Origin of the sequence: Umezawaea endophytica, from assembly GCF_025061645.1 — a bacterium.
In the GTDB taxonomy this organism is placed as follows: Bacteria; Actinomycetota; Actinomycetes; order Mycobacteriales; family Pseudonocardiaceae; genus Umezawaea; species Umezawaea endophytica.
This window is the reverse complement of the sequence record NZ_JANYMP010000017.1, coordinates 20,699-43,228: the sequence shown is the minus strand read 5'-3', so window position 1 is coordinate 43,228 and position 22,530 is coordinate 20,699. Positions and strand designations below refer to the sequence as shown.

Genomic DNA, 22,530 nt, shown 5'->3' with positions numbered 1-22,530 from the left:
CGGTGATTTTGCGTCGACCGGCGCGAAATGGCCGTGATCCACCAGGAGTTGCCATGCGCGTCGGTGCGCTCATCACCGCTCTGCTCCTACTCGGGGCAGCAGCCCAACCGGTGTCCGCCGCCCCGGCCGACACCCGGCCGACAGCCATCGTCTCGTTGGGCGACAGCGCCATCTCCGGTGAGGGCGCGGGCTCCTACGAGCCCGGCACGGAGGGCGAGAACGGCAACTGGTGCCACCGCTCCACCAGGGCGCTGGTCCACCAGACGGCGGTGGCCGAGCGGACCTTCAACCTGGCGTGCTCCGGCGCCGACTCGGCCAACGTCTCGCTGGCCGACACCGTCCACTACACCGAGGGCAGCCAGGCCAGGCGCCTGATCGACATCGCCACGCAGAACCGCGTCACCACGGTGATCCTCCAGATCGGCGCCAACGACGACCCGCAGTTCGCGGACACCATCGTGAGCTGCATCGCCGCGTGGCTCAACCCGTTCGGCAGCTCCTGCCGCTCCACGCTGCAAACCCAGTGGCCCGCGAGGCTCGCGGCCATGGCGCCGAAGGTGGAGAACGCCATCGCGGACGTCCGCTCGGCCATGACGCAGGCGGGTTACGCGGCGGGCTCGTACAGCTTCATCCTCACGTCCTACGCCTCCCCGCTCACGGAGAAGATGGACAAGGTCCTGCACGGCCCGCACGGCTGCCCCATCCGCCTGGCGGACGCCGAGTACGGCCGCACCGTCGCGGTGCCCCAGTTCTCCGACGCGCTGCGCGGCGTGGCGACCCGGACCGGCACCAAGTTCCTGGACTTCTCCCGCGCCACGGAGAACCGCGAAGCGTGCAGCAACAAGAGCGGCAGCACGACCGGCGAGTGGCAGCGCCGCATCACCGTCGACCCGGACGCCCTGGTCCACGGCGGACTGGACGCGATCGGCATCCACCTGGCCCAGCAGTCCTTCCACCCGAACGCGGCGGGCCACGCCCAGCTCGGCCGCTGCGTGACGGAGTTCGTCCAGTCCAACACCCAGTCGGCGCGTTGCCTGGTGGGCACGGACGGGTCCCTGCACGCGGTCCAGTAGTCCTTCGAGGACGACGGCCCGGCCCCCTCGGGAGCCGGGCCGTCGTCGGGTCAGGCGGCGACGTCCTGGCTGAACTGCGTCCGGTGCAACTCCTCGTACCTGCCCCCGGCGGCCATCAACGACGCGTGCGTCCCCCTCTCCACGACCCGCCCGTCCTCGACCACGAGGATCAGGTCGGCCGCCCGCACCGTCGACAACCGGTGCGCGATCACCACGGAAGTGCGGCCTACCAACGCTTCCCCGAGCGCCTCCTGCACGGCGGCCTCCGACGTGGAGTCCAGGTGCGCGGTGGCCTCGTCGAGGACGACCACCTGCGGACGGGCCAGCAGGAGCCGCGCGATCGTCAGCCTCTGCCGCTCCCCGCCGGACAGCCGGTACCCGCGCTCCCCGACCACGGTGTCCAGCCCGTCCGGCAGCGACGAGATCAACGACGACAGCCGGGCCCGCTCCAGGACGTCCCACAGCTCCGCTTCGGTGGCGGATTCCCTGGCCAGCAACAGGTTCGACCGGATCGACTCGTGGAACAGGTGCCCGTCCTGCGTGACCATCCCCAGCGTGGCCCGCACGGACGCGGCGGTCAGGTCCCGGACGTCCACGTCCCCCAGCCGGACGCTGCCCGAGTCCGCGTCGTACAGCCGGGCCGCGAGCTGCGCGATGGTCGACTTCCCGGCCCCGGAAGACCCCACCAGCGCCACCATCTGCCCCGGCTCGACCCGGAACGACACGTCGTGCAGCACGTCCACCCCGCCGCGCGCGTCCAGCGAGGCGACCTCCTCCAGCGAGGCCAGCGACACCTTGTCCGCCGAGGGGTACCCGAAGGTCACCGACGAGAACTCCAGGCCGACCGGACCCTCCGGCACGGCGACGGCGTCGGGCTTCTCCGAGATCAGCGGCTCCAGGTCCAGCACCTCGAAGACCCGCTCGAACGACACCAGCGCGCTCATCACCTCGACCCGCGCGCTGGCCAGCGCCGTCAACGGCGAGTACAGCCGGGTGATCAGCAGCGCCAGCGCCACCACCGCGCCCGGCTCCAGCGCTCCCCGCAGGGCGAAGAACCCGCCCAGCCCGTAGACCAGGGCGAGCGCCAGCGACGACACGATCGTCAACGCGGTCAGGAACACCGTCTGCACCATCGCCGACCGCACGCCGATGTCCCGCACCCGCCGCGCCCTGGTCGCGAACTCGGCCGACTCGCCCGCCGGGTTGCCGAACAGCTTGACCAGCGTCGCGCCGGGAGCCGAGAACCTCTCGGTCATCTGCGTGCTCATGGCGGCGTCGTGGTTGGCGGCCTCCCGCTCCAGCGCCGCGAGCCTGCCGCCCATCCGCCGGGCGGGAACGACGAACACCGGCAGCAGCACCAGCGCCAGTACCGTGATCTGCCAGGAGATCCCGACCATCACGACGAGCGTCAGCAGCAGCGTCACGAGGTTGCCGACCACACCGGACAGCGTGTCGCTGAACGCCCGCTGGGCCCCGATCACGTCGTTGTTCAGCCTGCTCACCAGCGCGCCGGTGCGGGTGCGGGTGAAGAACGCGATCGGCATGCGCTGCACGTGGTCGAACACGGCGGTCCGCAGGTCGAGGATCAGGCCCTCACCGATGCCCGCCGACATCCACCGGGACAGCAGTCCGATCCCGGCTTCCACCACGGCGATCACGGCGATCAGCCCGGCCAGCGCGAGCACGAGGTTCAGGGGGCCGCCGTCGTTGATGGCGGTGACGATGCGACCCGCGATCACGGGGGTGGCGACGGTGAGGACCGCGCCGACGACGCTCAGCACCAGGAACTGGATCAGCCGGGAGCGGTGGGGTGCGGCGAACCGGGCTACGCGCCTCATGGTCGCCTTGGAGAAAGGGCGTTTGTCCTGGGCGTTCATGACGTGGTGCAGCGACATCCACGCGGTGACATCCATGCTCATGCGGCCGACGGTAGGACCTCGGGTTAGGTTGAGGTCAACCGAAATAGCCCCACAACGCGGTGTGGGCCCGCACTCCCCTTGGAGTACGAGCCCACAACTTCACGAACAGATCAGACGGTGCGGACCTGCTGGGCCTGCGGGCCCTTCTGGCCCTGGCCGATCTCGAACTCCACGCGCTGACCCTCGTCGAGGGACTTGAAACCGCTGCCCGTGATCTCCGAGTAGTGGACGAAGACGTCAGGACCGCCACCGTCCTGCTCGATGAAGCCGAAGCCCTTTTCGCCGTTGAACCACTTAACAGTGCCCTGCGCCATGCGACTAACTCCTTGTAAGCCTGAGTCAGGTCCTCACGACGAGGAACCCTGATCTCTCCCGGTATCTTGCCACGTCCCGGCCGGTTTTGCGCTGCCATACTCGAAGAAGCGGGCTAAATCACGTTGTTCGGCCTGGTCAGGGCCATATTTTTGGGTGCGGCACGAGCGATTTTCCCGCTGTTCAGGGCTCATTTTCGAGGCTCAGCCACCTGTTCGAGTGAACCGGGCGCCTGAAGTGACCGCGGGGAAAGTTCGGAGGGCTCATGTGATGTGAATCACATATTTTCTAGTTTCGTCAGGAAAAATAGTCGAAAATTCACGCTTCACGCCACGTCGACCACCAGCGCGGTCGCGTTGTCGGTGCCGCCCGCCCGCAGCGCGGTCGCCACGAGCAGCGCCGAGGTCGTGCCGGGATCGCCCGCTCCGGCCACGATGAGCCGGAAGCCCTCCGGCGTGAGGCGCCCGTGGACGCCGTCCGTGGTGAGGACCAGCCTGCCCGCGCCGCGCGGGGCGTGCGCCAGCCCGATCGACGCGGGCTTGCTCATCCGCACCGAGTTGGTCACCACGTGCTCCATCCGCGGCGTCGGCGCCTGCCCGCGGCTGCGGAAGTACTCGGCCACCGTCTGGTCCGTCGTCAGCCGGGTCAGCGCCGTCCCGTCCCAGAAGTACGCCCGCGCGTCGCCCGCCCATGCCACCGTGAAGCCGCCGCCGAGCCGGGGAGCCGCGGTCACCAGCACCGCGTCACCCGCCAGGTGGTGCTCGTCGTCGGGCAGCCACGCCTCCAGCGCCGCGCGCGCCGCCGCCACGGCCCTGCCCGCGCCGAGCCGCGCCGCCTCCCGCGCCGGGGCCTCCGCCGCCAGCCTGGCCGCCCTGCCCGCGCCCTCCGAGTCGCCGATGCCGTCCGCGACGGCGAAGGCCAGCCCTCCCGACGCGGGGTCGCGGTAGGCCGCGGAGGCGTCCGCGTTGTGGCCGCGCCGTCCCCGCTCGCTGCACGTCCCGCTGGTCAACCGGACCGGCCGCGGCACCTGTTCCACCAGCATGGCGTCCTCCTCGTCGTTCGCTCTGCCTCCAGGAAGCCCGACGAACCGAAGAAACAGGCCAGAACCACCTGTCAAGACGCTGAGAAACCTCCTACTTACAGGGGTTTCTGCGGCAGTGGCCGGTCGATACGGTGTCGCTCGCACGGCACGCCGCCGTCCGACTGAGGGGTGGAGCAGATGAGGTCCAGACGGAAGCAAGTGGTCAGAGCGGTGATGGCGGTGGGCGTCAGCTCCGCCGTGGTCCTCGGGCTCAACACGCCGGTCTCCACGGCCGCGGAGAACGTCCTCCGCGCCGACCGCGCGGTCGCCCGTTCCTGCTTCGCGGGCGTTCTCCCCGCCCGCACGGCCGGAGTGGACCGCCGTGAGGTCGCGTCCACAGTGGACGGACTCGTGCAGGCGAGGCTGGCCGCCAAGGACGGCGGCTCCGGCGACTGGGACGTGGCCGTGTTCGACAAGACCACCGGCAAGCTGGTGGCGGCGTCGACCGCGCTGGGCTCCCGCGAACTCGCCGAGAGCTTCGTGACCAAGGGCCAGCAGCTCGTCGTCCAGGGCTGCCGGTACGCCGGTGACGCCCGCTCGGTCGTGCTGGGCGTCGACTTCCTCGCGCTCACCCCGCAGGGCACGCCCACCCCCGGCGTGACCGCCGAGACGGCCCCGGAGCGCGCCGAGCTGGTCCGCGTGACCACGGCCGACCAGCAGGACAAGAACAAGCTGCTCGGCCTCGGCCTCGACGTGACGGAGAAGGCCGACGCCACCGGCGTCGACGTCGTCATCGCGGGCGAGGCCGACCGGAAGGTGCTGCGCGAGAGCGGGTTCCGCTTCGAGGTGCTGAACCCCGACCTGTCCGCGACCTCCCGCGAGAACGCCCGCAAGGACGTCGAGTTCGCCTCGAGGACCGAGCGCACGGAGCTGCCCTCCGGCCGCACGAGCTACCGGCACCTGTGGGAGTACAACTACGAGATGAAGGAGCTGGCGCGCAAGAACCCGAAGCTGGTGCGCGCCTTCACCCTCCCGAACCCCACGGTCGAGGGCCTGGACGTCGTCGGCGTCGAGGTGGCGACCAACGTCGCCAACACCGCCGACGGCAAGCCGGTCAACCTGCTGATGGCGCTGCACCACGCCCGCGAGTGGCCGTCGGCCGAGCACGCGATGGAGTGGATCTACGAGCTGGTCGACGGCTACTCCCACGACCGGGAGATCCGCGGTCTCCTGGAGCGCACCCGCAACATCATCATCCCGGTGGTCAACGCGGACGGCTTCAACATCTCCCGCGAGGCCGAGCCGAAGGGCGACTTCAGCCGGTTCGACTACGAGATGAAGCGGAAGAACTGCCAGGCAGGCGACTCGCCGGAGCAGTTCCGCACGGGCGTCTGCAAGGCGAACCCGGCTGGTGCCCAGCGCGGCACCGACCCGAACCGCAACTACGCGGGCTTCTGGGGCGGCGAGGGCGCGTCGACCTCCTGGTCCGGCGAGACCTTCCGCGGCTCCACCCCGTTCTCCGAGCCGGAGACGCGCAACATCCGCGAACTGGTCTCGAACCGCCAGGTCACGAACCTGATGACCCTGCACACCTACTCGAACCTGGTGCTTCGCGTCCCCGGCGTCTTCGGCACCCGGCCGCCGCTGGACGAGCCGCTGAACAAGGCGCTCGGCGACCTGATGGCGTCCCGCAACGGCTACACCAGCCAGCCGTCGTGGGCGCTGTACGACACGTCCGGCACCACCGAGGACTGGTCGTACTGGGCGACCGGCGGTTACGGCTACACGATGGAGATCGGCCTCGACGGCTTCCACCCGCAGTACTCCACGGGTGTCGTCGCCGAGTACCTCGGCCAGGCCCCGGCGCAGGGCGCGGGCAAGGGCGGCAACCGCGCCGCGTTCCTGGACATGCTGAAGAACGCGGCCACCCCCGAGGCGCACTCGACGCTGGTCGGCACCGCGCCGCGCGGCTACGAGCTGGCGCTGCGCAAGTCGTTCCAGACGCCCACGTCGCCCGTCCGCCAGCCGGACGGCACGACGAAGCCCGCGATCTACGTGCAGGACACGCTGAACTCCAAGCTGGAAGCGACGGGCGGCCGGTTCACCTGGGCCGTCAACCCGTCGACCCGCCCGTACGTCGCGGGCCGCTACGGCCGCGACCCGCAGGGCCCGGTGCAGCAGAGCGTCCAGCTCGCCAACCCGGAGGGCGTGCCCGCCGAGAACCGCCGGTTCCCGTCCGACCCGACCGGGGACCGCATCCCCTTCACGATCAAGGGCATGCCCGAGGTCGACAACGGCAAGGTCGCCGTCACGATCAACTGGGGGACCCCGGCCACCGACTGGGACCTCTTCGTCGTCGACGCCGACGGCCAGGTCGTCACCTCGTCCGCCTCGGGTGACACGAACAGCGAGACCGCCGTCCTCTACGACCCGCCCGCCGGTGAGTACACGGCCGTGGTCGTCAACTACAGCCAGGCGAACCCCGCGACGCCGGACGACTGGTCGGGCGGCCGGGTCGAGTTCGCCGGGCCGGTCCCCGCCACGTACGGCCCGAAGGAGTCGTACACGCTCACGTGCAAGGACCGCCGGGGTCGTCTCGTCGGCCTGACCGACGTGTTCGTGGACCGCGGCCAGACCGTCGACGTCGGCGCCGTGTGCACCGACTCGGCCCGCGCCACCAAGCAGCGCAAGCGCTAGCCGAACGTCAGGAACGCGGGGCCTTCCGGTGATCCGGGAGGCCCCGCGCCGCGTTCGCGGTCAGCAGGTGGGCGGCAGCCAGCCCGGCCGGGTGACGACGTGCTCGGGGGAGACCGTCATGGTGTTCGGCCGCTCCGGGGTGCCGACGCCGAAGCTGAACCCGACCAGCCCGTCTGGGCACACCCGCAGCGCGCCCGGCCCGCCGCCGGTCCCGCTGCCCCGCCAGGCGAGCGGGTCGAGGCCGACCCGCCACACCTTCCAGTACGGCTCGCCGCCCGAGTGCCCGTCGCACGCGTCGGCCGCAGGCAGGCGTTCGACGCGGCAGACGTACCCCGTGTCGCCGTAGAACCCGGTCCCCGTGCCCGCGTGGACGGCGAAACCCGCTCGTTCGAGCGCGGCGCGCGCGGTCCCCGGATCGCCGGGGGCGCACCGGACCACGGTTCCCGGCCCGCCCGCGCCCGTGAGGTCGACCGCGACCGTCACCCCGGCGGAGGACGGGCACGCGCCCGCCGTCCAGGACTCCACCGCGGGTGCGGTGGTGAAGAGCACGGACAGCGCGACGAGGTGGCGGAGAGCGGGAAGCGGGAACACCGGTCGGACCCTACGGCCGGTGGGACGGACTTGCCGCGCGAAGGCGACCGGCGTGGGGAGTAGCGCAGATCACTGGGTGAACGGCCCGAAACCGGTGTGTTTCACCAATGTTTGGGTCTTATGTCCAATTGTGGGGTCTTGTCCGGGCGATCATCGCGGTTCCAGGATGGGTGAACTCAATCAGGCGTCACCCGTACAGGTGATCAAGCCGATTGTCCGAAGAGGACCGACCAGGCCCTCTCGGCAGCGGAAAGGTTCGTTCGCGTGGCACGCAGAGGCCTCATCGCCCCCCTCGCACTCGCCGTCACCTTCGTGACCGCCGGTGGCGGCACCGCCCAGTCCCAGGTGCCGACCCAGAGCCCGGTCGACGTCACGATCGGCTCGATCAGGATCGATCCCTCCCAGCCGCGGCTGAACATCTCCTACGGGCTCTCCGACCTGGACCTGGAGTACGTCCGCAAGGACGCGGCCAGCGCGACCGGGTGCACGGCCCGCCACCACGAGGAGACGGAGGAGGCCAACGTCGTGCCCGGCGCCGCCCACGTCACGGTGGCCGGGGTGCGGTACGAGCTGGAGCAGTTCCACTTCCACACGCCGTCCGAGCACCGCTTCCAGGGCCGTTCCGACCCGATGGAGATGCACTTCGTGCACCGCAGCGCCGCGGGCAAGCTCCTGGTGATCGGCGTTCCGCTGCGCGCGGGCGCTCCGTCCACTGTGGACAAGGTGTTGGCCAGGCTCGCGCCCGAGTGCGGGGAGGACGTCGCGATCGACGACGTCAACCTGAACTCGCTGCTGCCGCGCAACCACACCACGTTCCGCTACAACGGTTCGCTGACCACCGCGCCGTTCACCGAGGGCGTGCAGTGGTTCCTGACCGGCGAGCAGACCGTGTCGCAGGCGACCATCAACCGCTTCCAGGGTCTGTTCACGAGTGGCAACGCCCGCGCGACCCAGCCGCTCAACGGCCGGACCGTGACCGAGGTCCCGCAGATCTAGGTGGTCGGCGGGGCCGTCCGAGGAAGCGGACGGCCCCGCCCGCTTAATGGGGGGCGTCGGGCACCCGCCCGATGGCAGGATGGGCGTTATGCCGGAAATCTCGACGCCCGACCAGCTCGCCGCCCGCACCGCCCGCACCGCCCGCGCCCTCGCGGCGGCGACCGGGGCAGGCCGTGACCTCGGCCTCGAGGTGACGGACCCGAAGGTCCTGCACGACGTGTTCTCCGTCGTCGTGCACCTCGCGCCCTCGCCGGTGGTCGTCCGCGTCCCCACGGTCCTGCCGCCGTCGTTCCAGGCCGACCTCGCCGCCCAGCACCGCCGCCAGCGCGACGAGCTGGCCGTCGTCGGCTGGCTGGCCGACCGCGGTTTCCCCGTCATCCCGCCGAGCCCGCTCGTGCCGCGCGAACCGGTCCAGCGGGACGGCTTCTCCATGACGTTCTGGCAGTTCGTCGAGATCAGGCAGGACGTCGAGCCGGACTACGCGCACAACGCCGCCGCGACGGCCGAGCTGCACGCGGCGCTCCGCGACTACCCCGGCGAGCTGCCGTTCCTGTCGTCGTTCGACCGCACGGTGACCGAGAGCCTCGACTTCCTGGAGTCGCGCCCCGACCTCGTCGAGGCCGCGGACCTGGAGCGCGCCCGCCGCGAGTGGGCCTTCCTGGAGCCGGTCGTCGGCTCCCGCGAGGGCTTCGCGAAGGCGTTCCCCGACGTCGTGGTCCAGACCGTGCACGGCGATTCGCCGCCCGCCAACCTGGTCACGACCGTCCACGGCGACCTGCACGCCGACTTCGAGCTGGTGACCAGCGGCCCGGTCGAACGCGACCTCGTCATGATCGGCCCGGACGGTGAGGCCGCCTACGACGAGGCCGCCGCGGCCCAGGGCCTGCCGACCCTGAACCGCGAGGTGCTCGCCCTCGTGAGCGCCGCCGGGTTCATCCAGGTGGTCGCCTGCCTCGCGCTGGTGCCGCAGCTCCCGCTGCTCGCCGAAGGCCTCAAGCCCGCGCTGGAGGCCTGGCGGAGCACCACGCCCGTGGCCTAGCCCATCGACTTCGAGCCGTCGATCGACTCGCGCAGGATGTCGGCGTGACCGGCGTGCTGCGAGGTCTCCGCGATCAGGTGAAGCAGCACGCGGCGGGCCGACCAGGACTTGCCGGCCTCGAACCACGGCGCCGTGGGCAGCGGGTGCGCCACGTCGAGGTCGGGCAGCGTCGCGACCAGCTCGTTGGTCTCGCGCGCGACCTCCTCGTACGCCTCCAGCAGCCCGGCCAGGGTCTCGCCCGGCATCATCCGGTGCTGCTCGTCCCACGGCGCCGCGTCCTTCTCCATCAGGTCCGCGCCGCCGACGATGAACCGCGCCCAGGAGGCCTCCGTGGCGGCGACGTGCTTGATCAGTCCGCCGAGGGACAGCGCGCTCACGGTCGGGTGCGAACCCGCCTGCTCGTCGGTCAGCCCCCGCGTCGTGTTGCGCAGGAAGAACCGGTGCTTGGCCAGCGTCTCCAACAGGTCCGCTCGTTCGCCGGTGGTGAGGGTGCCGGTCATCGTGTCCGCCTTCTTTCCTCTGAGCTGTTGAGGACCAGCCTAGAAGTCATCGCGGACACCTCCTGTCCTCGTTCGGTCGCGTGTTCCACCGGTAACGGGACGGACCGGAAACTAGACTCGACAGTCACGAACCGGGAACACCGAGGGGACCACGCATGGGCACGCGCACCGACCGGACGACCGCCGAACCCGATCTCGGCGTCCTGGCCGGGAGGCTGCTGTTCGCGGTCCAGCGGGAGATGTTCACGACGTTCGCGGAGAAGGGCTTCCCCGACCTGCACCCCCGCCACGGCGCGGTGCTCGCCTACCTGGACAAGGACGGCGTCCGCGCCACCGACCTGTCCAAGCTCTCCGGCGTGCACAAGCAGGTGATCGGCACCGTCGTCGACGAACTGGAACGCCTCGGCTACGTCGAACGCCACCCCGACCCCGCCGACCGCCGAGCGAAGCTCATCTGCCCCACCGAACGCGGCCTCGACCAGATGCGCGTGGCCGACACGTTCGTCGCCACGCTGGAACGCCGCCACGCCCGCCGCATGGGAACCGAGGCCTACGCGCAGTTCAAGACCATGTTCAACGAGGTCGTCGAACACCAGCGCCGCCGCGTGGAGGAGTAGCCGAACGCGAAAGCCGCGCCCACCGGTGAGGTGGACGCGGCTCCGTCGGGGGACATCAGTTCGCGATCACCGCGAAGACCGTGCCCTGGTCGTCGCTGACCAGCGCGGACCGCCCGTAGGGGCTGTCGGACGGCGGCAGGATCACGTGGCCGCCGAGCTCCGAGATCCTCGCCACGGCGGCGTCCGTGTCGGCGACCGAGAAGTAGGTCACCCACGAGGAAGGCGCCTCGGCGAAGGCCCCGCCGATCCCGGCGACGGCCTGGTCGCCGAGCGAGGCGGCCGAGTACTGGAAGTCGCCGGAGCTGAGGTCGTCGTAGGCGAAGCCGAACACCTCGGCGTAGAACTTCTTGCTGCCCTCGAAGTCGTGGCTCATGTGCTCGCTCCACGCGACCGCGCCGGGCTCGTTCGCGATCTGCGCGCCGGTGTGCTCACCCGACTGCCACAGACCGAAAACGGCGCCCGCCGGGTCGAGCGCGATGGCCATGCGGCCCTGGCCGAGGACGTCCGAGGGCTCTACGAGGACCTGCCCACCCGCCGTCCTGACCTTGGCGGCGGTGGCGTCGACGTCGTCGGTCGCCAGGTAGGTGGTCCACGACGGCGGCTGCGACGTGTCCTGCTGGACGCCGAGACCGACGACCTTGCGGCCACCGAGCTTGGCGGACCAGTAACCCATCTCGGCGGGTTCGAGCTGTTCGACCTCCCAGCCGAACAGACCCGAGTAGAACTCTTTGGCCTTGTCGACGTCGGCGCCGAGGTCGGCCCAGGCGGGCGTGCCTGCGGGCCATGCCGTGTCGCGAGTGACCATTTCTAGCCTCCGGGGAGTAGCGGAGTTGGGAAGCCGAAAGTAGTGCCGGGTCCTCCGCGTTGTCGTCCGGTGAACGGGAAAGCAGGGGTGGCCTAGCCGAAGATTAGGGGGCCTCGAACAGGGTGCTCACCGATTCCCCGTTGTGGATCCGGCGCATCGCCTCGGCGAGCGGACGGGCGACGGACAGCACCTTCAACTTCGGCACGTGCTTCTCCTTCGCGATGGGCACGGTGTTCGTGCACACGATCTCCAGCACGTCCGGCGCCGCGCCGAGCCGCTCCAGCGCGCCGTCGGAGAACAGCCCGTGCGTGCACGCGATCCGCATGGTGCCGCTCTCCCGTTCCCGCAACCGGTCGAGCAGTTCCACGACGGTGCTGCCCTTGGCGATCTCGTCGTCCAGGACGATCACGTCCTTGCCGCGCACCTGGCCGATCACCGCGCTGATGTGCACCTTGTCGTCGGCGAACCGCTGCTTCGCGCCCGCCGCGACGGGCACGCCGAGGATGCGCGCGAAGTGCGCGGCCTCCTTGGCGTTGCCGAGGTCGGGGGAGACCACGACGGTGTTGCTGAGGTCGTACTGCTTGAAGTGCGCGGCCAGTTCGCGCAGCGCGTGCAGGTGGTCGACGGGGATGCTGAAGAAGCCGTGCACCTGCGGCGAGTGCAGGGTCATCGCGAGCACGCGGTTCGCGCCCGCCGTGACCAGCAGGTCCGCGACCAGGCGCGCGCCGATGGAGATGCGCGGCGCGTCCTTCTTGTCCGATCGGGCGTAGGCGTAGTGGGGCATGACGACGGTGGTGCGGGCCGCGGACGCGCCGCGGGCGGCGTCGAGCATCAGCAGCAGCTCGACGAGGTTCTCCTGGACGGGGGGAACGAGCGGCTGGATGAGGAACACGTCCCGTTCCCGGCAGTTCGCCTGGAGCTGGACCTCGATGCAGTCGTTCGCGAACCGCTGGACGCGGGTGGGCAGCAGGGGCGTACCGAGGTGGGTGCAGATCTCGGCCGCGAGCTCGGGGTGGGCAGTGCCGGTGAAAACCGCGATGTCACGCACCCTTTCAGCGTAATCGGGACCGACCGTCCACACCGGTGACTCCCACGTCACTTCGGTGGGTGATCTTCGGTGGTGCGGGGCGCGGGCCGTGTGATACTCCGCCGATGGAGCTGCGCCACCTCGAGTACTTCGTCGCGGTCGCCGAGGAGCTGAGCTTCACCCGCGCGTCGCACCGGCTGCGGGTCGTGCAGTCCGGGGTGTCGACGGTGATCCGCTCGCTGGAGCGGGAGCTGGGCGCGCCGCTGTTCGACCGGACCACCAGGGACGTGGCGCTGACCGACGCGGGCCGGGCCCTGCTGCGGGAGGCCCGCACCACGCTGGACGCCGCCCAGGCCGCCCGCGACGCGGTGCGGGAGGTGGTGGCGGGGGTCCGGGGCACGATCAACCTCGGCACCATGACCGGTCTGACGCTGGTGGACCTGCCCGGACTGCTCGGCCGCTACCACGCGGAGCACCCCGAGGTGACGATCCGGCTGCGCGCCGCGACGAGCGGGACGAGCGGCCTGGCCAAGTCCCTTGTGGACGGTGAGCTGGACGTGGCCTTCCTCGCCCTCAACGACTTCCCGCCCGCCGGCGTGACCGCGCGCGAGCTGTTCGTCGCGCCGATGGTGCTGGTCGTGCGCGACGACCACCCGCTGGCGGGGCGTCGGAACGTGCGGCTGACCGACCTCGCGCACCTGGAGTTCGTCGACACGCCTCCGGGGTGGGGCAACCGCGTGCTGGTCGACCGGGCGTTCGCCACCGCGGGGATCGAGCGGCGGGTGACGGTGGAGGTGGCGCACCTGGGCGTGGTGCCGGACTACGTCCACCACGGACTGGGCGTCGCGCTCGTGCCGGACTTCGACCTGGTGCTGGCGGACGACGTGCACCCGATCGCCGTGTCCGGAGTGGACCTGCGCTGGACGCTGTCCCTCGCCACCTCCGCGACCCGGCGACCGAGCGCCGCGCTGCGCGCGCTGCTGGCCATGGTGGACCAGTACGTGCGGCCTAGTCCTTGAGCAGCCTGCGCCCCGCGGCCGCCGAGACCACCAGCACCACTGCGGAGAACCCGAGCAGCGCGAACGGCGCGGCGACGTACTGCGTGGCGATCCCGAGCAGCAGCACCGGAACGACCAACCCGAGGTAGCCCGCGAGGAACAGACCCGCCAGGGCCTCACCGCGCGACGTCGGCGAGGAGAGCGCGGCGACCGTCGAGATCGACCCCTTGAACAGCACGCCCATGCCCGCGCCCGCGGCCACCCCACCGACCAGGAACAGCGGCAGGCTCGCCACGAACAGCGCCGCGGTCACGACCGCGAGACCGACGCTCATCAACCCGATGCCGATGGCCAACTGGTGGCGGGTCTGCTTGCGGCGGAACAGGATCTGCGTCGACGCGGCGGAGCCGAACACCAGGAACGCCACCGTGCCCGCGAGCGCCCGTGACGGCAGGTGCAGCGTGTTCGCCACGAACGCCGGGGCCAGCGACGTGAACAGGCCCAGGGTGGCGAACGAGGCGAACGCGGCCGCCCCCGCGGCGAAGTAGTGCGCCCTGGCCAGTTCCGGCACCGACACACGCTGCGGGTGGTACGTCCGGGACTCGACGGCGACCGTCTCGGGCACGAACGCGACGAGGGCGGTGCTCACCAGCAGCAGCACCAGGAACACCGCGTAGGACGTGGTCAGCGGACCCGTCACGTACTGGGCGAGGAAGCCGGAGACCAGCGTGCCGAGCCCGAGCCCACCGAGGTTCGCCGCCGTGGCCACGAGCTCGGCCCGTCCCAGCCCGTTCCGCGGCCGGTGGGCCGTGTGCAGTTCGGACAGGTAGGCGGTGGCGGTCGCGGTGACCATGCCGACCCCGACCCCGGTCAGCAGCCGGGCGACGAACAGCTCCGGCACCGTCGTGGCGACCAGGAACAGCACGGCCGCCGCGGCTTCCACCAGCAGCGCGGGCACGAGCACCCTCCGCCTGCCGACCCAGTCGCTGACGTGGCCCGCGAGGAACAGGCTGAACACCACGCCGATCGCGTACGCGGCGAAGAGGATCGTCACGACGAACGACGAGAAGTGGTCGCGCTGCTGGTAGAGCACGTACAGCGGCGTCGGCACGGTGGAGAACGCCATCGCGACGACGAACGCCGCCGCGACGACCCAGAACCCGCGGCCCGCGCCGAGCAGCGGTCGGGTCGACAACTCGCGCCGGGTGAGCACCGTGGCCGGGTCGGACATGACTGGAGCCTCCTGTGGAGCCGTGGAACGGTCTCGCTCGAGCGTGCGCCCGGCCGTCCATCACGTCCAATGACACTTGGTGCTGCTATTGATGCGCGGTGGTGATAACGGCTGGTCACCACGTTGACAAGGGTTGACGTATGGGGGCGATCACAGCTCCTGATGCCTGATTAACGGACGTCGGAAACAAACTGACTGATCAGAGCGCTGGGATATGGTTGATCGGTGGTGAACGACGACCCGCTGGACGACCCCCTGCTCACGACCTTCGGCTACCTGATCGAGGTGTCGGGCAGGCTCCAGCGCTCACTCGGGCAGGTGCTCGACGAGCGGATGTCGTTGCCGATCGGCTGGCTGGAGGTACTGCTCCGCCTGTCCCGCTCCGACGACGGCCAACTCGCGATGGGCGTGCTGGCCGAGCAGATCGTCCTGACGACCGGTGGCGTGACCCGGTTGATCGACCGCATGGAGAAGGCGGGCTACGTCGAGCGTCGCCCGTGCCCCAACGACCGCCGGGTGCTGTACGCGGGCATCACCGACGCCGGGTCCGCCAGGCTCCACGAGGCCGCGGGGGTGCACGTCGAGGGGCTGCACCAGACGTTCGGCGTGTTCACGACCAAGGAACTCGCCACGTTCGACCGCCTGCTGATCAAGCTGAGGGCTGCTAGCTGACCACCACGTGAAGTGGTACAGATTTGAACTAGTTGACAACCGGGTCGTCGCGCGGCACTGTTTTAGTCATCGAAGTTGATATCTGACTTCTCAATGATTGGAGCAGGGACATGGACAGGCGCAGTCTCCTGACGGCAGGCGGCACCACCCTCGGCGCGCTGGCCATCAGCGCGGTAGCGGGCAGCGCGACCTCCAGCGCGGCCACCGGCGACGGTTTCTGGCACGGCAGCGAGCAGGAGCGGAGGAACCTGAAGACGTTCGACGAACTCGACTTCGACGTCTTCACCAACCAGAAGTGGGCAAGACTGGGCGAGAGCCACACCAGGGACATCCGCGTCCACTGGCCGGACGGCCACTACACGGACGGCATCAACAAGCACATCGAAGACCTGAAGTTCCTGTTCATCTTCGCCCCCGACACCAACATCCGCGTACACCCCATCAAAATGGCCTCAGGCGACCTGACCTCGGTAACCGGCGTCATGAAGGGCACCTTCACCCGCCCGATGCCACTGCCAAACGGCAACACAATCCAACCCACCGGCAAAACCTTCACCCTAGACATGGCCACGGTCGGCCACTGGCGCAAGGGCGTCATGACCGAGGAATGGCTGTTCTGGGACAGCCAGCACTACAACACCCAATTGGGCATCGCCTAACACTACCCCCACCCGCCCTGGCGGCCCCACCCCCGCCAGGGCACCCCCTAATCACCACACCCAGACCACAGCACCCCACCTCCCGACCACCCATGCACGCCTTCCACCCACACAAACTCCCACTCAAACCGCCCACCCCAAGCCACAACCCACCCACAACCCCGCCGAACCTCCAACAGTCACCGCCCCCAGCAGCCCACCACCATCCTGCTGACCAGCGCCCCCGCGGACACCCCCCCGCGACCCGTGAACCCTTGACGGCGAACCACTTCGGCCCTCTGCCCTCCGCTGCTCTCCTCCACCTCTGTCCTGTTGACGCGCCCCATGGCGCTGACGACACATCACCTCTTGTCCATCGCCGACCCGGCCGACCCGCGACCTCGCCAACAACGGCTCGGCAGACGCGACTCGCGACCGACGCCACGGCTCTCTCGCCGGTGCCGCCCTCTTTTGTCAGTTCCACCCCCCTCTGTCGCTGCCACCCCTCTTCTCTCGCGGTTGTCGTCTCCCTGCTGCTGGTGACCGGTCGATGGCGCGTCTAGGGTCGCCGACTATGGAGATCCCCAGGTATGGGTCGGGCGCGCTCGCGGACGTTGTGCCTTCGCTCTTGGCGAGCCTGGACGTGCCGGGCATGACCGACGTGATCGGCGTGCCCGCCGCTCGCCGCGTGTGCCTGCTGCTCATCGACGGACTCGGCTGGGAGTTGCTCCGCGCCCACGCCGACACGGCACCGTTTCTGGCGTCACTGTCCGGAAAACCGATCACGGCCGGATTCCCCTCCAGCACCGCGACCAGCATCGCCGCGCTGGGCACCGGACTTCCCACCGGCGAGCACGGCGTCGTCGGCTACACCTTCGAGACGAATTCCTTACTGCTCAACGCGTTGGGCTGGAACCACCACGGCGCCCCTCACCACACGGACCTCCGGCCCACCGCGGTTCCCGAAGAGGTGCAACCGAGGCCGACCATCTTCGACCGGGCGACCGCGGCAGGCGTGGCCGTGCGGGTTGTGGCGCCCTACCAGCAGGAAGGCAGCGGCCTGTCCCGTGCGGCGCTGCGCGGTGCGCCGTTCCAGGGCGTCTTCGCGATGGGCGACCTGGTGAGCGCCACCTTGGACGCGCTCCGCTCCGCCGACCGCGTCTTTTGCTACGCCTACCACGCCGACCTCGACGCGCTGGGCCACTTCTACGGACCGGGCACCGAACCGTGGCTGCTCCAACTGTCGTTCATCGACCACGTCGCCGCCTCGATCGCCGCCCGCCTGCCCACCGACGCCTTGCTGGCCGTCGTGGCCGACCACGGCATGGTCACCCTGACGGAAGAAGACACCGTCGACTACGACACCGAACCACTCCTCCAAGCGGGCGTCCGACTGCTGGGCGGCGAACCACGAGTCCGCCACGTCTACACCGAGCCTGGCGCCACCGACGACGTCCTGGCCGCGTGGCAACAGGTCCTCGGCGATCGCGCCTGGCTGCTGCGCCGCGACGAAGCCATCGCCCTGGGCTTGTTCGGCCCTTCGGTGGCGACTCACGTCTACCCCCGAATCGGCAACCTGGTTGTGGCCGCCCGCGGCACGGCCGCAGTCGTCCGCACCACCGTCGAAGCCAGGCTCAGCGGCTTCATCGGCCAGCACGGCTCACTCACCTCAGCCGAGCAACTGGTACCCCTCCTCCTCACCTCCTGACTAGCGACCCGCTTCCTGGAACGCGGCCCGAATCGCGGCGGCATCAGCGCCCACCCCGAGGAGTTGGCGCAACAGCAACCGCGCCTTCAACGGATCCAGGAACCCAGCCGAAACCAACCCACGCTCCCGCAGATCCTTCTCCGAGCCTGCGAACCCGTAGGTGTGCTCCAACACCGAACCCGCACCCGTGCGCGAGGCGAGCACCACCGGCATCCGCGCCACCAGCCGCACCAACGGTTCCACCCAACTCACCGGCACGTGCCCGGCACCGAACGCCGCCACCACGACCCCGTCCACCCGCCCGTCCAACCCTTCCAACAGCACCCCCTCATCACCGAGCATCGCCGTCACCACCGCCACCGTCGCCGATCCACCGTCACCGAACGGCACAACCGCCCGCCGCTCGACCCGCTGCACCATCCGCGCGACACCTTCGACGACGTACCCCAGCGGCCCTCCATTCGGCGACCGGAAGGTGCCCGGACTGGAACTGTGCGTCTTCCGCACCCGCCGCGCGGCGTGGATCTCGTCGGCGAACACCACCAGACACCCCTGCCCGCGGGCCTCCGGACTGGCCGCCACCTGAATGGCCGCCAACAGGTTGGCCGGCCCATCCGCCCCGGCCAACGTCGGGTTGCGCATCGCCCCGGTCACCACGACCGGCATGTCCCCGCCGTAGGCGAGATCGAGCAGGTACGACGTTTCCTCGATCGTGTCCGTCCCCTGCGTCACCACGACACCGTCGACGTCCACACCACGAATCGCCTCGAACAGCGCCGCGACGTCCTCGAACGTCACCGACGCCCCCGGCACCTGCCGAAAATCCACCACCTCCAACGAAACACCGACATCACCCAGCCCCGGCACCGCCGCCAACAGTTGCTCGGGTGTCAACGCGGGCACCACCCCACCACCATGAGACGCCCCCATGGCGATCGTGCCGCCCAACCCGAACACCGCTACACGCTTGCCAACCGCCACCGCGAGTCCTCTCCGAGCCCGATGATCACGTCATGGTTGCCCAATCCTGTCCACCGAGCACGGCGACCGGCCACACTGCGACCGCCCAAACCGCGAGCCCGAATGACCCGGCGTTCGACCACGCCATGCCGTTCGACCACGCCGCACCGCTCGTGATCACGCCTAGCCGTTCGCGACCTTGCGACAGCCGCGCCAGGGGAACGTGACCGCGTGTCACCGCGCAGCCTCCGAGAAAGTGCGCACAATCCCGGTGCGAAGTGGCCTTGTTCGGGCCAGCCTCGCCAGCGAGTCGACGCAAGTCCGTGTGAGTTGTGCAGCCCAGGCCTGGCAGGGGCTGTCCAGTTCGACGTGGCGCGCCCGACCTGACTTCACCCGATCCGGCCGAATCGAGTTGGTCCGCCAGTACTCGCCTCGCCCGGCCAGTCCATACGAACGCCTGTCCGTCAGACAGTCGCGCCAGCCGTGAGGAAGCGACTCACCCAGCCTTGGCCTTCTCCATCGTCGCCTCGATCCCGTCCAAGATCACCTCCAATCCCATCGCGAAGGACTCGGCCATCGCCGACTCCAGGTACGGCTTCTTCGGGTCCTCAGGCGGCGCGGGTTTGTCCTGCTCCATCCGGATCGCCATCGGGAACCGGTCCGCGAAGTCCGGCGCCACCTCCACCAGCAGCGGCGACCGCGAGTGCCACCAGTCCTCGTCGGACACCCCCGTTTCCTCTGCCGCTGCCCGCGCCTCCGCCTCCGTTCGCGCCGCTCCGCGGACGTAGTGCAGCACGACTCCCAAGATCCCCCGCAGCACCGGAGGTCTGAGGCCCGTCTCGTGCAAGATCCCCGACGCCGTGTCGAGCGCCGCGAACTCGTTCGGCCCCAGCACCGGTCTCGCCTGGGAGACCTGGAGCGTCCACGGATGTCTCAGGTGGAACTCCAGGTGGTCCTCGGCCCAGGACGTGACAGACCCGCGCCACCCGAGTCTCGGCTCGTAGTGCGTGGGCAACTCGCCCAGCACCCGGTCGTACATCAGGTCGACCAGATCGCCCTTCGTAGGGACGTAGGTATATAAGGACATGGCCGTCCGCCCGAGCTTCTCGCCCACCGCGCGCATCGACAGCCCGGCCATGCCGTCGATGTCCGCGACACCGACGGCCGCGTCGATGATCAGCTCGACGCTCAGGCCAGGCTTCGGTCCGGGTCGCAGGTTCGACACCCTGTTGCCCCACATGACATCCATGGACCAGCGGGGATCGCCCTGCCCGGCGTAGATGACCATTTGCATCTCCTTACGCCATAAAGTAACGTTGCGATCACCTTACAGCATAAAGAGACCCTGGGGGAGCGGATGGAGCGTCACCTGATAGGCGCAATCGGGCACTGTGGCAGGTCAGGGGGCATCCTCTGCCGCATGGACGCCACCAAGAAGTCGGTGAACGACCGATGACCGCCGGGCAGCGGTCCGCCGCGGACAGCCACGACGTGATCGAGGTCCGCGGCGCCAGGGAGAACAATCTGGCCGACATCTCACTCGACATCCCCAAGCGCCGTCTGACGGTGTTCACCGGCGTGTCCGGGTCGGGCAAGTCCTCGCTCGTCTTCGGCACGATCGCCGCCGAGTCCCAGCGCCTCATCAACGAGACCTACACGGCGTTCATCCAGTCGTTCATGCCCAGCCAGGGCAGACCGGACGTCGACGCGCTGCGCAACCTGAGCGCGGCGATCATCGTCGACCAGGAGCGGATGGGCGCGAATTCCCGGTCCACGGTCGGCACGGCGACCGACGCCCAGACGATGCTGCGGATCGTCTTCAGCCGCGTCGGAGAACCGCACGTCGGCACGTCGTCGGCGTTCGGCTTCAACAGCCCGGAAGGCATGTGCCCGGTCTGCGAAGGGCTCGGGCGGGTCTCGGCGATCGACGTCGACCAGCTCGTGAACCGCGAGCTGTCGCTCAACGAGGGCGCCGTCACCGTTCCCGGCTTCACCACGGACGCCTGGTACGTGCAGACCTACATCCAGTCCGGTTTCTTCGACCCCGACACCAAGCTGAAGGACTTCACCCCCGAAGAGTGGGAGGCCTTCCTGCACAAGGCGTCCACCAAGGTGAAGATCGGCACGACGAACGTCACCTACGAAGGTCTCGTGGTGAAGGTGCAGCGGCTGTACCTCGCCAAGGACCGGGAGTCGATGCAGCCGCACATCCGGGCGTTCGTCGACCGGGCCGTGACCTTCGCGCGCTGCTCGGCCTGCCAGGGCACGAGGCTGAACCCGGCCGCGCTGTCGTCGAAGATCGACGGCCGCAACATCGCCGAGTGCGCGTCCATGCAGATCAGCGACCTGGCCGAGTTCGTCAAGAAGATCGACGACCCGTCCGTGGGCCCGTTGCTGGTGACGTTGCGGGAGACGCTCGACTCGTTGGTCGAGATCGGCCTCGGCTACCTGAGCCTCGACCGGGAGTCGGCGACGCTGTCCGGCGGCGAGGCCCAGCGGGTGAAGATGGTGCGGCACCTGGGGTCCAGCCTCACCGACGTCACGTACGTCTTCGACGAGCCGACGGTCGGGTTGCACCCGCACGACATCCAGCGGATGAACAACCTGCTGATCCTCCTGCGCGACAAGGGGAACACCGTGCTCGTGGTCGAGCACAAGCCCGAGGTCATCGACATCGCCGACCACGTCGTGGACCTCGGCCCCGGTGCCGGTCCGTCCGGCGGTCGGATCTGCTTCGCGGGTGACGTGGCGTCGCTGCGCGCGTCCGACACCTTGACCGGCAGACACCTGGACCACCGGGCGCAGCTCCGGGAGAAGGCGCGGGAACCCCGCGGTCACCTGGAGATCAGAGGCGCCGCCACGCACAACCTGAAGAACGTCGACGTCGACATCCCGCTCGGCGTCCTGACCGTCGTCACCGGTGTGGCGGGCTCCGGCAAGAGTTCGCTGATCCACGGCTCGCTGCCGCGCCGGGATGGTGTGGCCGTGGTGGACCAGTCGCCGATCCGCGGTTCCCGCCGCAGCAACCCGGCGACCTACACCGGTCTGCTCGACCCGATCCGGGCCGCCTTCGCCAAGGCCAACGGCGTGAAGGCCGCCCTGTTCAGCGCGAACTCCGAGGGTGCCTGCCCCAACTGCAAGGGCATCGGTCTCGTGTACACCGACCTGGCGATGATGGCGGGTGTCGCCTCGGTCTGCGAGCAGTGCGAGGGCAAGCGCTTCACCCCGGAAGTCCTCACGTACACGTTGCGCGGCAAGAACATCAGTGAAGTCCTTGCCATGCCGGTCACCGAGGCCCGCGACTTCTTCACCACCGGTCAGGCCAGAGTGGTCCTCGACAGACTGGCGGACGTGGGCCTCGGCTACCTGGGGCTCGGCCAACCGCTCACCACCCTGTCCGGTGGCGAACGGCAGCGCGTCAAACTCGCCATCCAGATGGCCGAGAAGGCGACGGTGTACGTGCTGGACGAGCCGACGACCGGCCTGCACCTGGCCGACGTCGACCAGCTCCTGGCACTTCTGGACCGCTTGGTGGACGACGGCAACACCGTGATCTGCATCGAACACCACCAGGCCGTGATGGCCCACGCCGACTGGATCATCGACCTCGGTCCCGGCGCGGGCCAGGACGGTGGCCAGATCGTCTTCACCGGCACACCCGCTGAACTGGTGGAGTCCGGCGACTCTCTCACCGCCCACCACCTCCGCACCTACGTTGGTGCCTGA

Annotated in this window: 20 protein-coding genes; 10 read left to right on the top strand and 10 right to left on the bottom strand. The window is 69.7% G+C overall.

The window, feature by feature from the left end; all coding sequences use genetic code 11:
* Positions 1 to 53: 53 nt before the first annotated feature.
* Positions 54 to 1,073 (top strand): GDSL-type esterase/lipase family protein, encoded by a 1,020-nt coding sequence (locus NZH93_RS30430; protein WP_259626687.1) that lies wholly within the window; start codon positions 54 to 56, stop codon positions 1,071 to 1,073.
* 50 nt (positions 1,074 to 1,123) lie between these two features.
* Here NZH93_RS30430 and NZH93_RS30425 read toward each other — a convergent pair whose 3' ends face one another.
* The 3 genes from NZH93_RS30425 to NZH93_RS30415 form a co-directional block, all read right to left on the bottom strand.
* Positions 1,124 to 2,986 carry an ABC transporter ATP-binding protein gene (locus NZH93_RS30425; protein WP_259626847.1) on the bottom strand — a complete coding sequence of 621 codons (1,863 nt, stop codon included), beginning with the start codon at positions 2,984 to 2,986 and terminating at the stop codon, positions 1,124 to 1,126.
* A gap of 116 nt (positions 2,987 to 3,102) precedes the next feature.
* Positions 3,103 to 3,306, bottom strand: coding sequence for a cold-shock protein (locus tag NZH93_RS30420; RefSeq protein WP_106189155.1), 204 nt, complete (start codon positions 3,304 to 3,306; stop codon positions 3,103 to 3,105).
* 323 nt (positions 3,307 to 3,629) lie between these two features.
* Positions 3,630 to 4,346: a PP2C family protein-serine/threonine phosphatase gene (locus tag NZH93_RS30415; protein ID WP_259626686.1), complete on the bottom strand. Its 717-nt coding sequence runs from the start codon at positions 4,344 to 4,346 to the stop codon at positions 3,630 to 3,632.
* 177 nt (positions 4,347 to 4,523) lie between these two features.
* On the opposite strand from NZH93_RS30415, the gene NZH93_RS30410 reads away from it, so the two are divergent.
* Positions 4,524 to 7,022, top strand: a complete 2,499-nt coding sequence (locus NZH93_RS30410; RefSeq protein ID WP_372506917.1) for a M14 family zinc carboxypeptidase — start codon at positions 4,524 to 4,526, stop codon at positions 7,020 to 7,022.
* 60 nt (positions 7,023 to 7,082) lie between these two features.
* On the opposite strand, the gene NZH93_RS30405 is transcribed toward NZH93_RS30410, so the two are convergent.
* Positions 7,083 to 7,613 carry a hypothetical protein gene (locus tag NZH93_RS30405; protein WP_259626685.1) on the bottom strand — a complete coding sequence of 177 codons (531 nt, stop codon included), beginning with the start codon at positions 7,611 to 7,613 and terminating at the stop codon, positions 7,083 to 7,085.
* Positions 7,614 to 7,877: 264 nt separating this feature from the next.
* On the opposite strand from NZH93_RS30405, the gene NZH93_RS30400 reads away from it, so the two are divergent.
* Positions 7,878 to 8,609 (top strand): carbonic anhydrase family protein, encoded by a 732-nt coding sequence (locus tag NZH93_RS30400; protein ID WP_259626684.1) that lies wholly within the window; start codon positions 7,878 to 7,880, stop codon positions 8,607 to 8,609.
* A gap of 88 nt (positions 8,610 to 8,697) precedes the next feature.
* Positions 8,698 to 9,648 (top strand): phosphotransferase, encoded by a 951-nt coding sequence (locus NZH93_RS30395; protein WP_259626683.1) that lies wholly within the window; start codon positions 8,698 to 8,700, stop codon positions 9,646 to 9,648.
* Here NZH93_RS30395 and NZH93_RS30390 read toward each other — a convergent pair.
* Positions 9,645 to 10,148: a DinB family protein gene (locus tag NZH93_RS30390; protein ID WP_259626682.1), complete on the bottom strand. Its 504-nt coding sequence runs from the start codon at positions 10,146 to 10,148 to the stop codon at positions 9,645 to 9,647. The two genes, NZH93_RS30395 and NZH93_RS30390, sit on opposite strands and share 4 nt — an antisense overlap.
* Before the next feature lie 155 nt (positions 10,149 to 10,303).
* Here NZH93_RS30390 and NZH93_RS30385 point away from each other — a divergent pair, with 155 nt between their 5' ends.
* On the top strand, positions 10,304 to 10,765 hold the full coding sequence (locus NZH93_RS30385; protein WP_259626681.1) for a MarR family winged helix-turn-helix transcriptional regulator: 462 nt from the start codon (positions 10,304 to 10,306) through the stop codon (positions 10,763 to 10,765).
* Between the two features lie 55 nt (positions 10,766 to 10,820).
* On the opposite strand, the gene NZH93_RS30380 is transcribed toward NZH93_RS30385, so the two are convergent.
* Together NZH93_RS30380 and NZH93_RS30375 are read right to left on the bottom strand one after the other, a co-directional pair.
* A complete protein-coding gene (locus tag NZH93_RS30380; protein WP_259626680.1) occupies positions 10,821 to 11,570 on the bottom strand; it encodes a VOC family protein in 750 nt (249 codons plus the stop codon).
* A gap of 103 nt (positions 11,571 to 11,673) precedes the next feature.
* Positions 11,674 to 12,618, bottom strand: a complete 945-nt coding sequence (locus tag NZH93_RS30375) for a ribose-phosphate diphosphokinase (RefSeq protein WP_259626679.1) — start codon at positions 12,616 to 12,618, stop codon at positions 11,674 to 11,676.
* Between the two features lie 104 nt (positions 12,619 to 12,722).
* Here NZH93_RS30375 and NZH93_RS30370 point away from each other — a divergent pair, with 104 nt between their 5' ends.
* Positions 12,723 to 13,616 carry a LysR family transcriptional regulator gene (locus tag NZH93_RS30370; protein ID WP_259626678.1) on the top strand — a complete coding sequence of 298 codons (894 nt, stop codon included), beginning with the start codon at positions 12,723 to 12,725 and terminating at the stop codon, positions 13,614 to 13,616.
* On the opposite strand, the gene NZH93_RS30365 is transcribed toward NZH93_RS30370, so the two are convergent.
* On the bottom strand, positions 13,606 to 14,826 hold the full coding sequence (locus NZH93_RS30365) for an MFS transporter (RefSeq protein WP_259626677.1): 1,221 nt from the start codon (positions 14,824 to 14,826) through the stop codon (positions 13,606 to 13,608). The genes NZH93_RS30370 and NZH93_RS30365 overlap by 11 nt on opposite strands.
* A gap of 225 nt (positions 14,827 to 15,051) precedes the next feature.
* On the opposite strand from NZH93_RS30365, the gene NZH93_RS30360 reads away from it, so the two are divergent.
* The 3 genes from NZH93_RS30360 (at position 15,052) to NZH93_RS30350 (ending at position 17,844) form a co-directional block, all read left to right on the top strand.
* Entirely contained in the window at positions 15,052 to 15,498 is a 447-nt protein-coding gene (locus NZH93_RS30360) for a MarR family winged helix-turn-helix transcriptional regulator (protein WP_259626676.1), read from the top strand.
* A gap of 110 nt (positions 15,499 to 15,608) precedes the next feature.
* Positions 15,609 to 16,157 (top strand): ester cyclase, encoded by a 549-nt coding sequence (locus NZH93_RS30355; RefSeq protein WP_259626675.1) that lies wholly within the window; start codon positions 15,609 to 15,611, stop codon positions 16,155 to 16,157.
* 553 nt (positions 16,158 to 16,710) lie between these two features.
* Positions 16,711 to 17,844, top strand: coding sequence for an alkaline phosphatase family protein (locus tag NZH93_RS30350; protein WP_259626674.1), 1,134 nt, complete (start codon positions 16,711 to 16,713; stop codon positions 17,842 to 17,844).
* Here the strand turns inward: NZH93_RS30350 and NZH93_RS50870 are convergent, their stop codons facing one another.
* Positions 17,845 to 18,825, bottom strand: coding sequence for an asparaginase (locus NZH93_RS50870; protein WP_259626673.1), 981 nt, complete (start codon positions 18,823 to 18,825; stop codon positions 17,845 to 17,847).
* A 475-nt stretch (positions 18,826 to 19,300) separates the two neighbouring features.
* Complete coding sequence (locus NZH93_RS30340; RefSeq protein WP_259626672.1) at positions 19,301 to 20,092, bottom strand: TetR/AcrR family transcriptional regulator; 792 nt, start codon at positions 20,090 to 20,092, stop codon at positions 19,301 to 19,303.
* 164 nt (positions 20,093 to 20,256) lie between these two features.
* Here NZH93_RS30340 and NZH93_RS30335 point away from each other — a divergent pair, with 164 nt between their 5' ends.
* The gene (locus tag NZH93_RS30335; RefSeq protein WP_259626671.1) at positions 20,257 to 22,530 is read left to right on the top strand and encodes an ATP-binding cassette domain-containing protein; all 2,274 of its coding nucleotides are present in this window, start codon (positions 20,257 to 20,259) and stop codon (positions 22,528 to 22,530) included.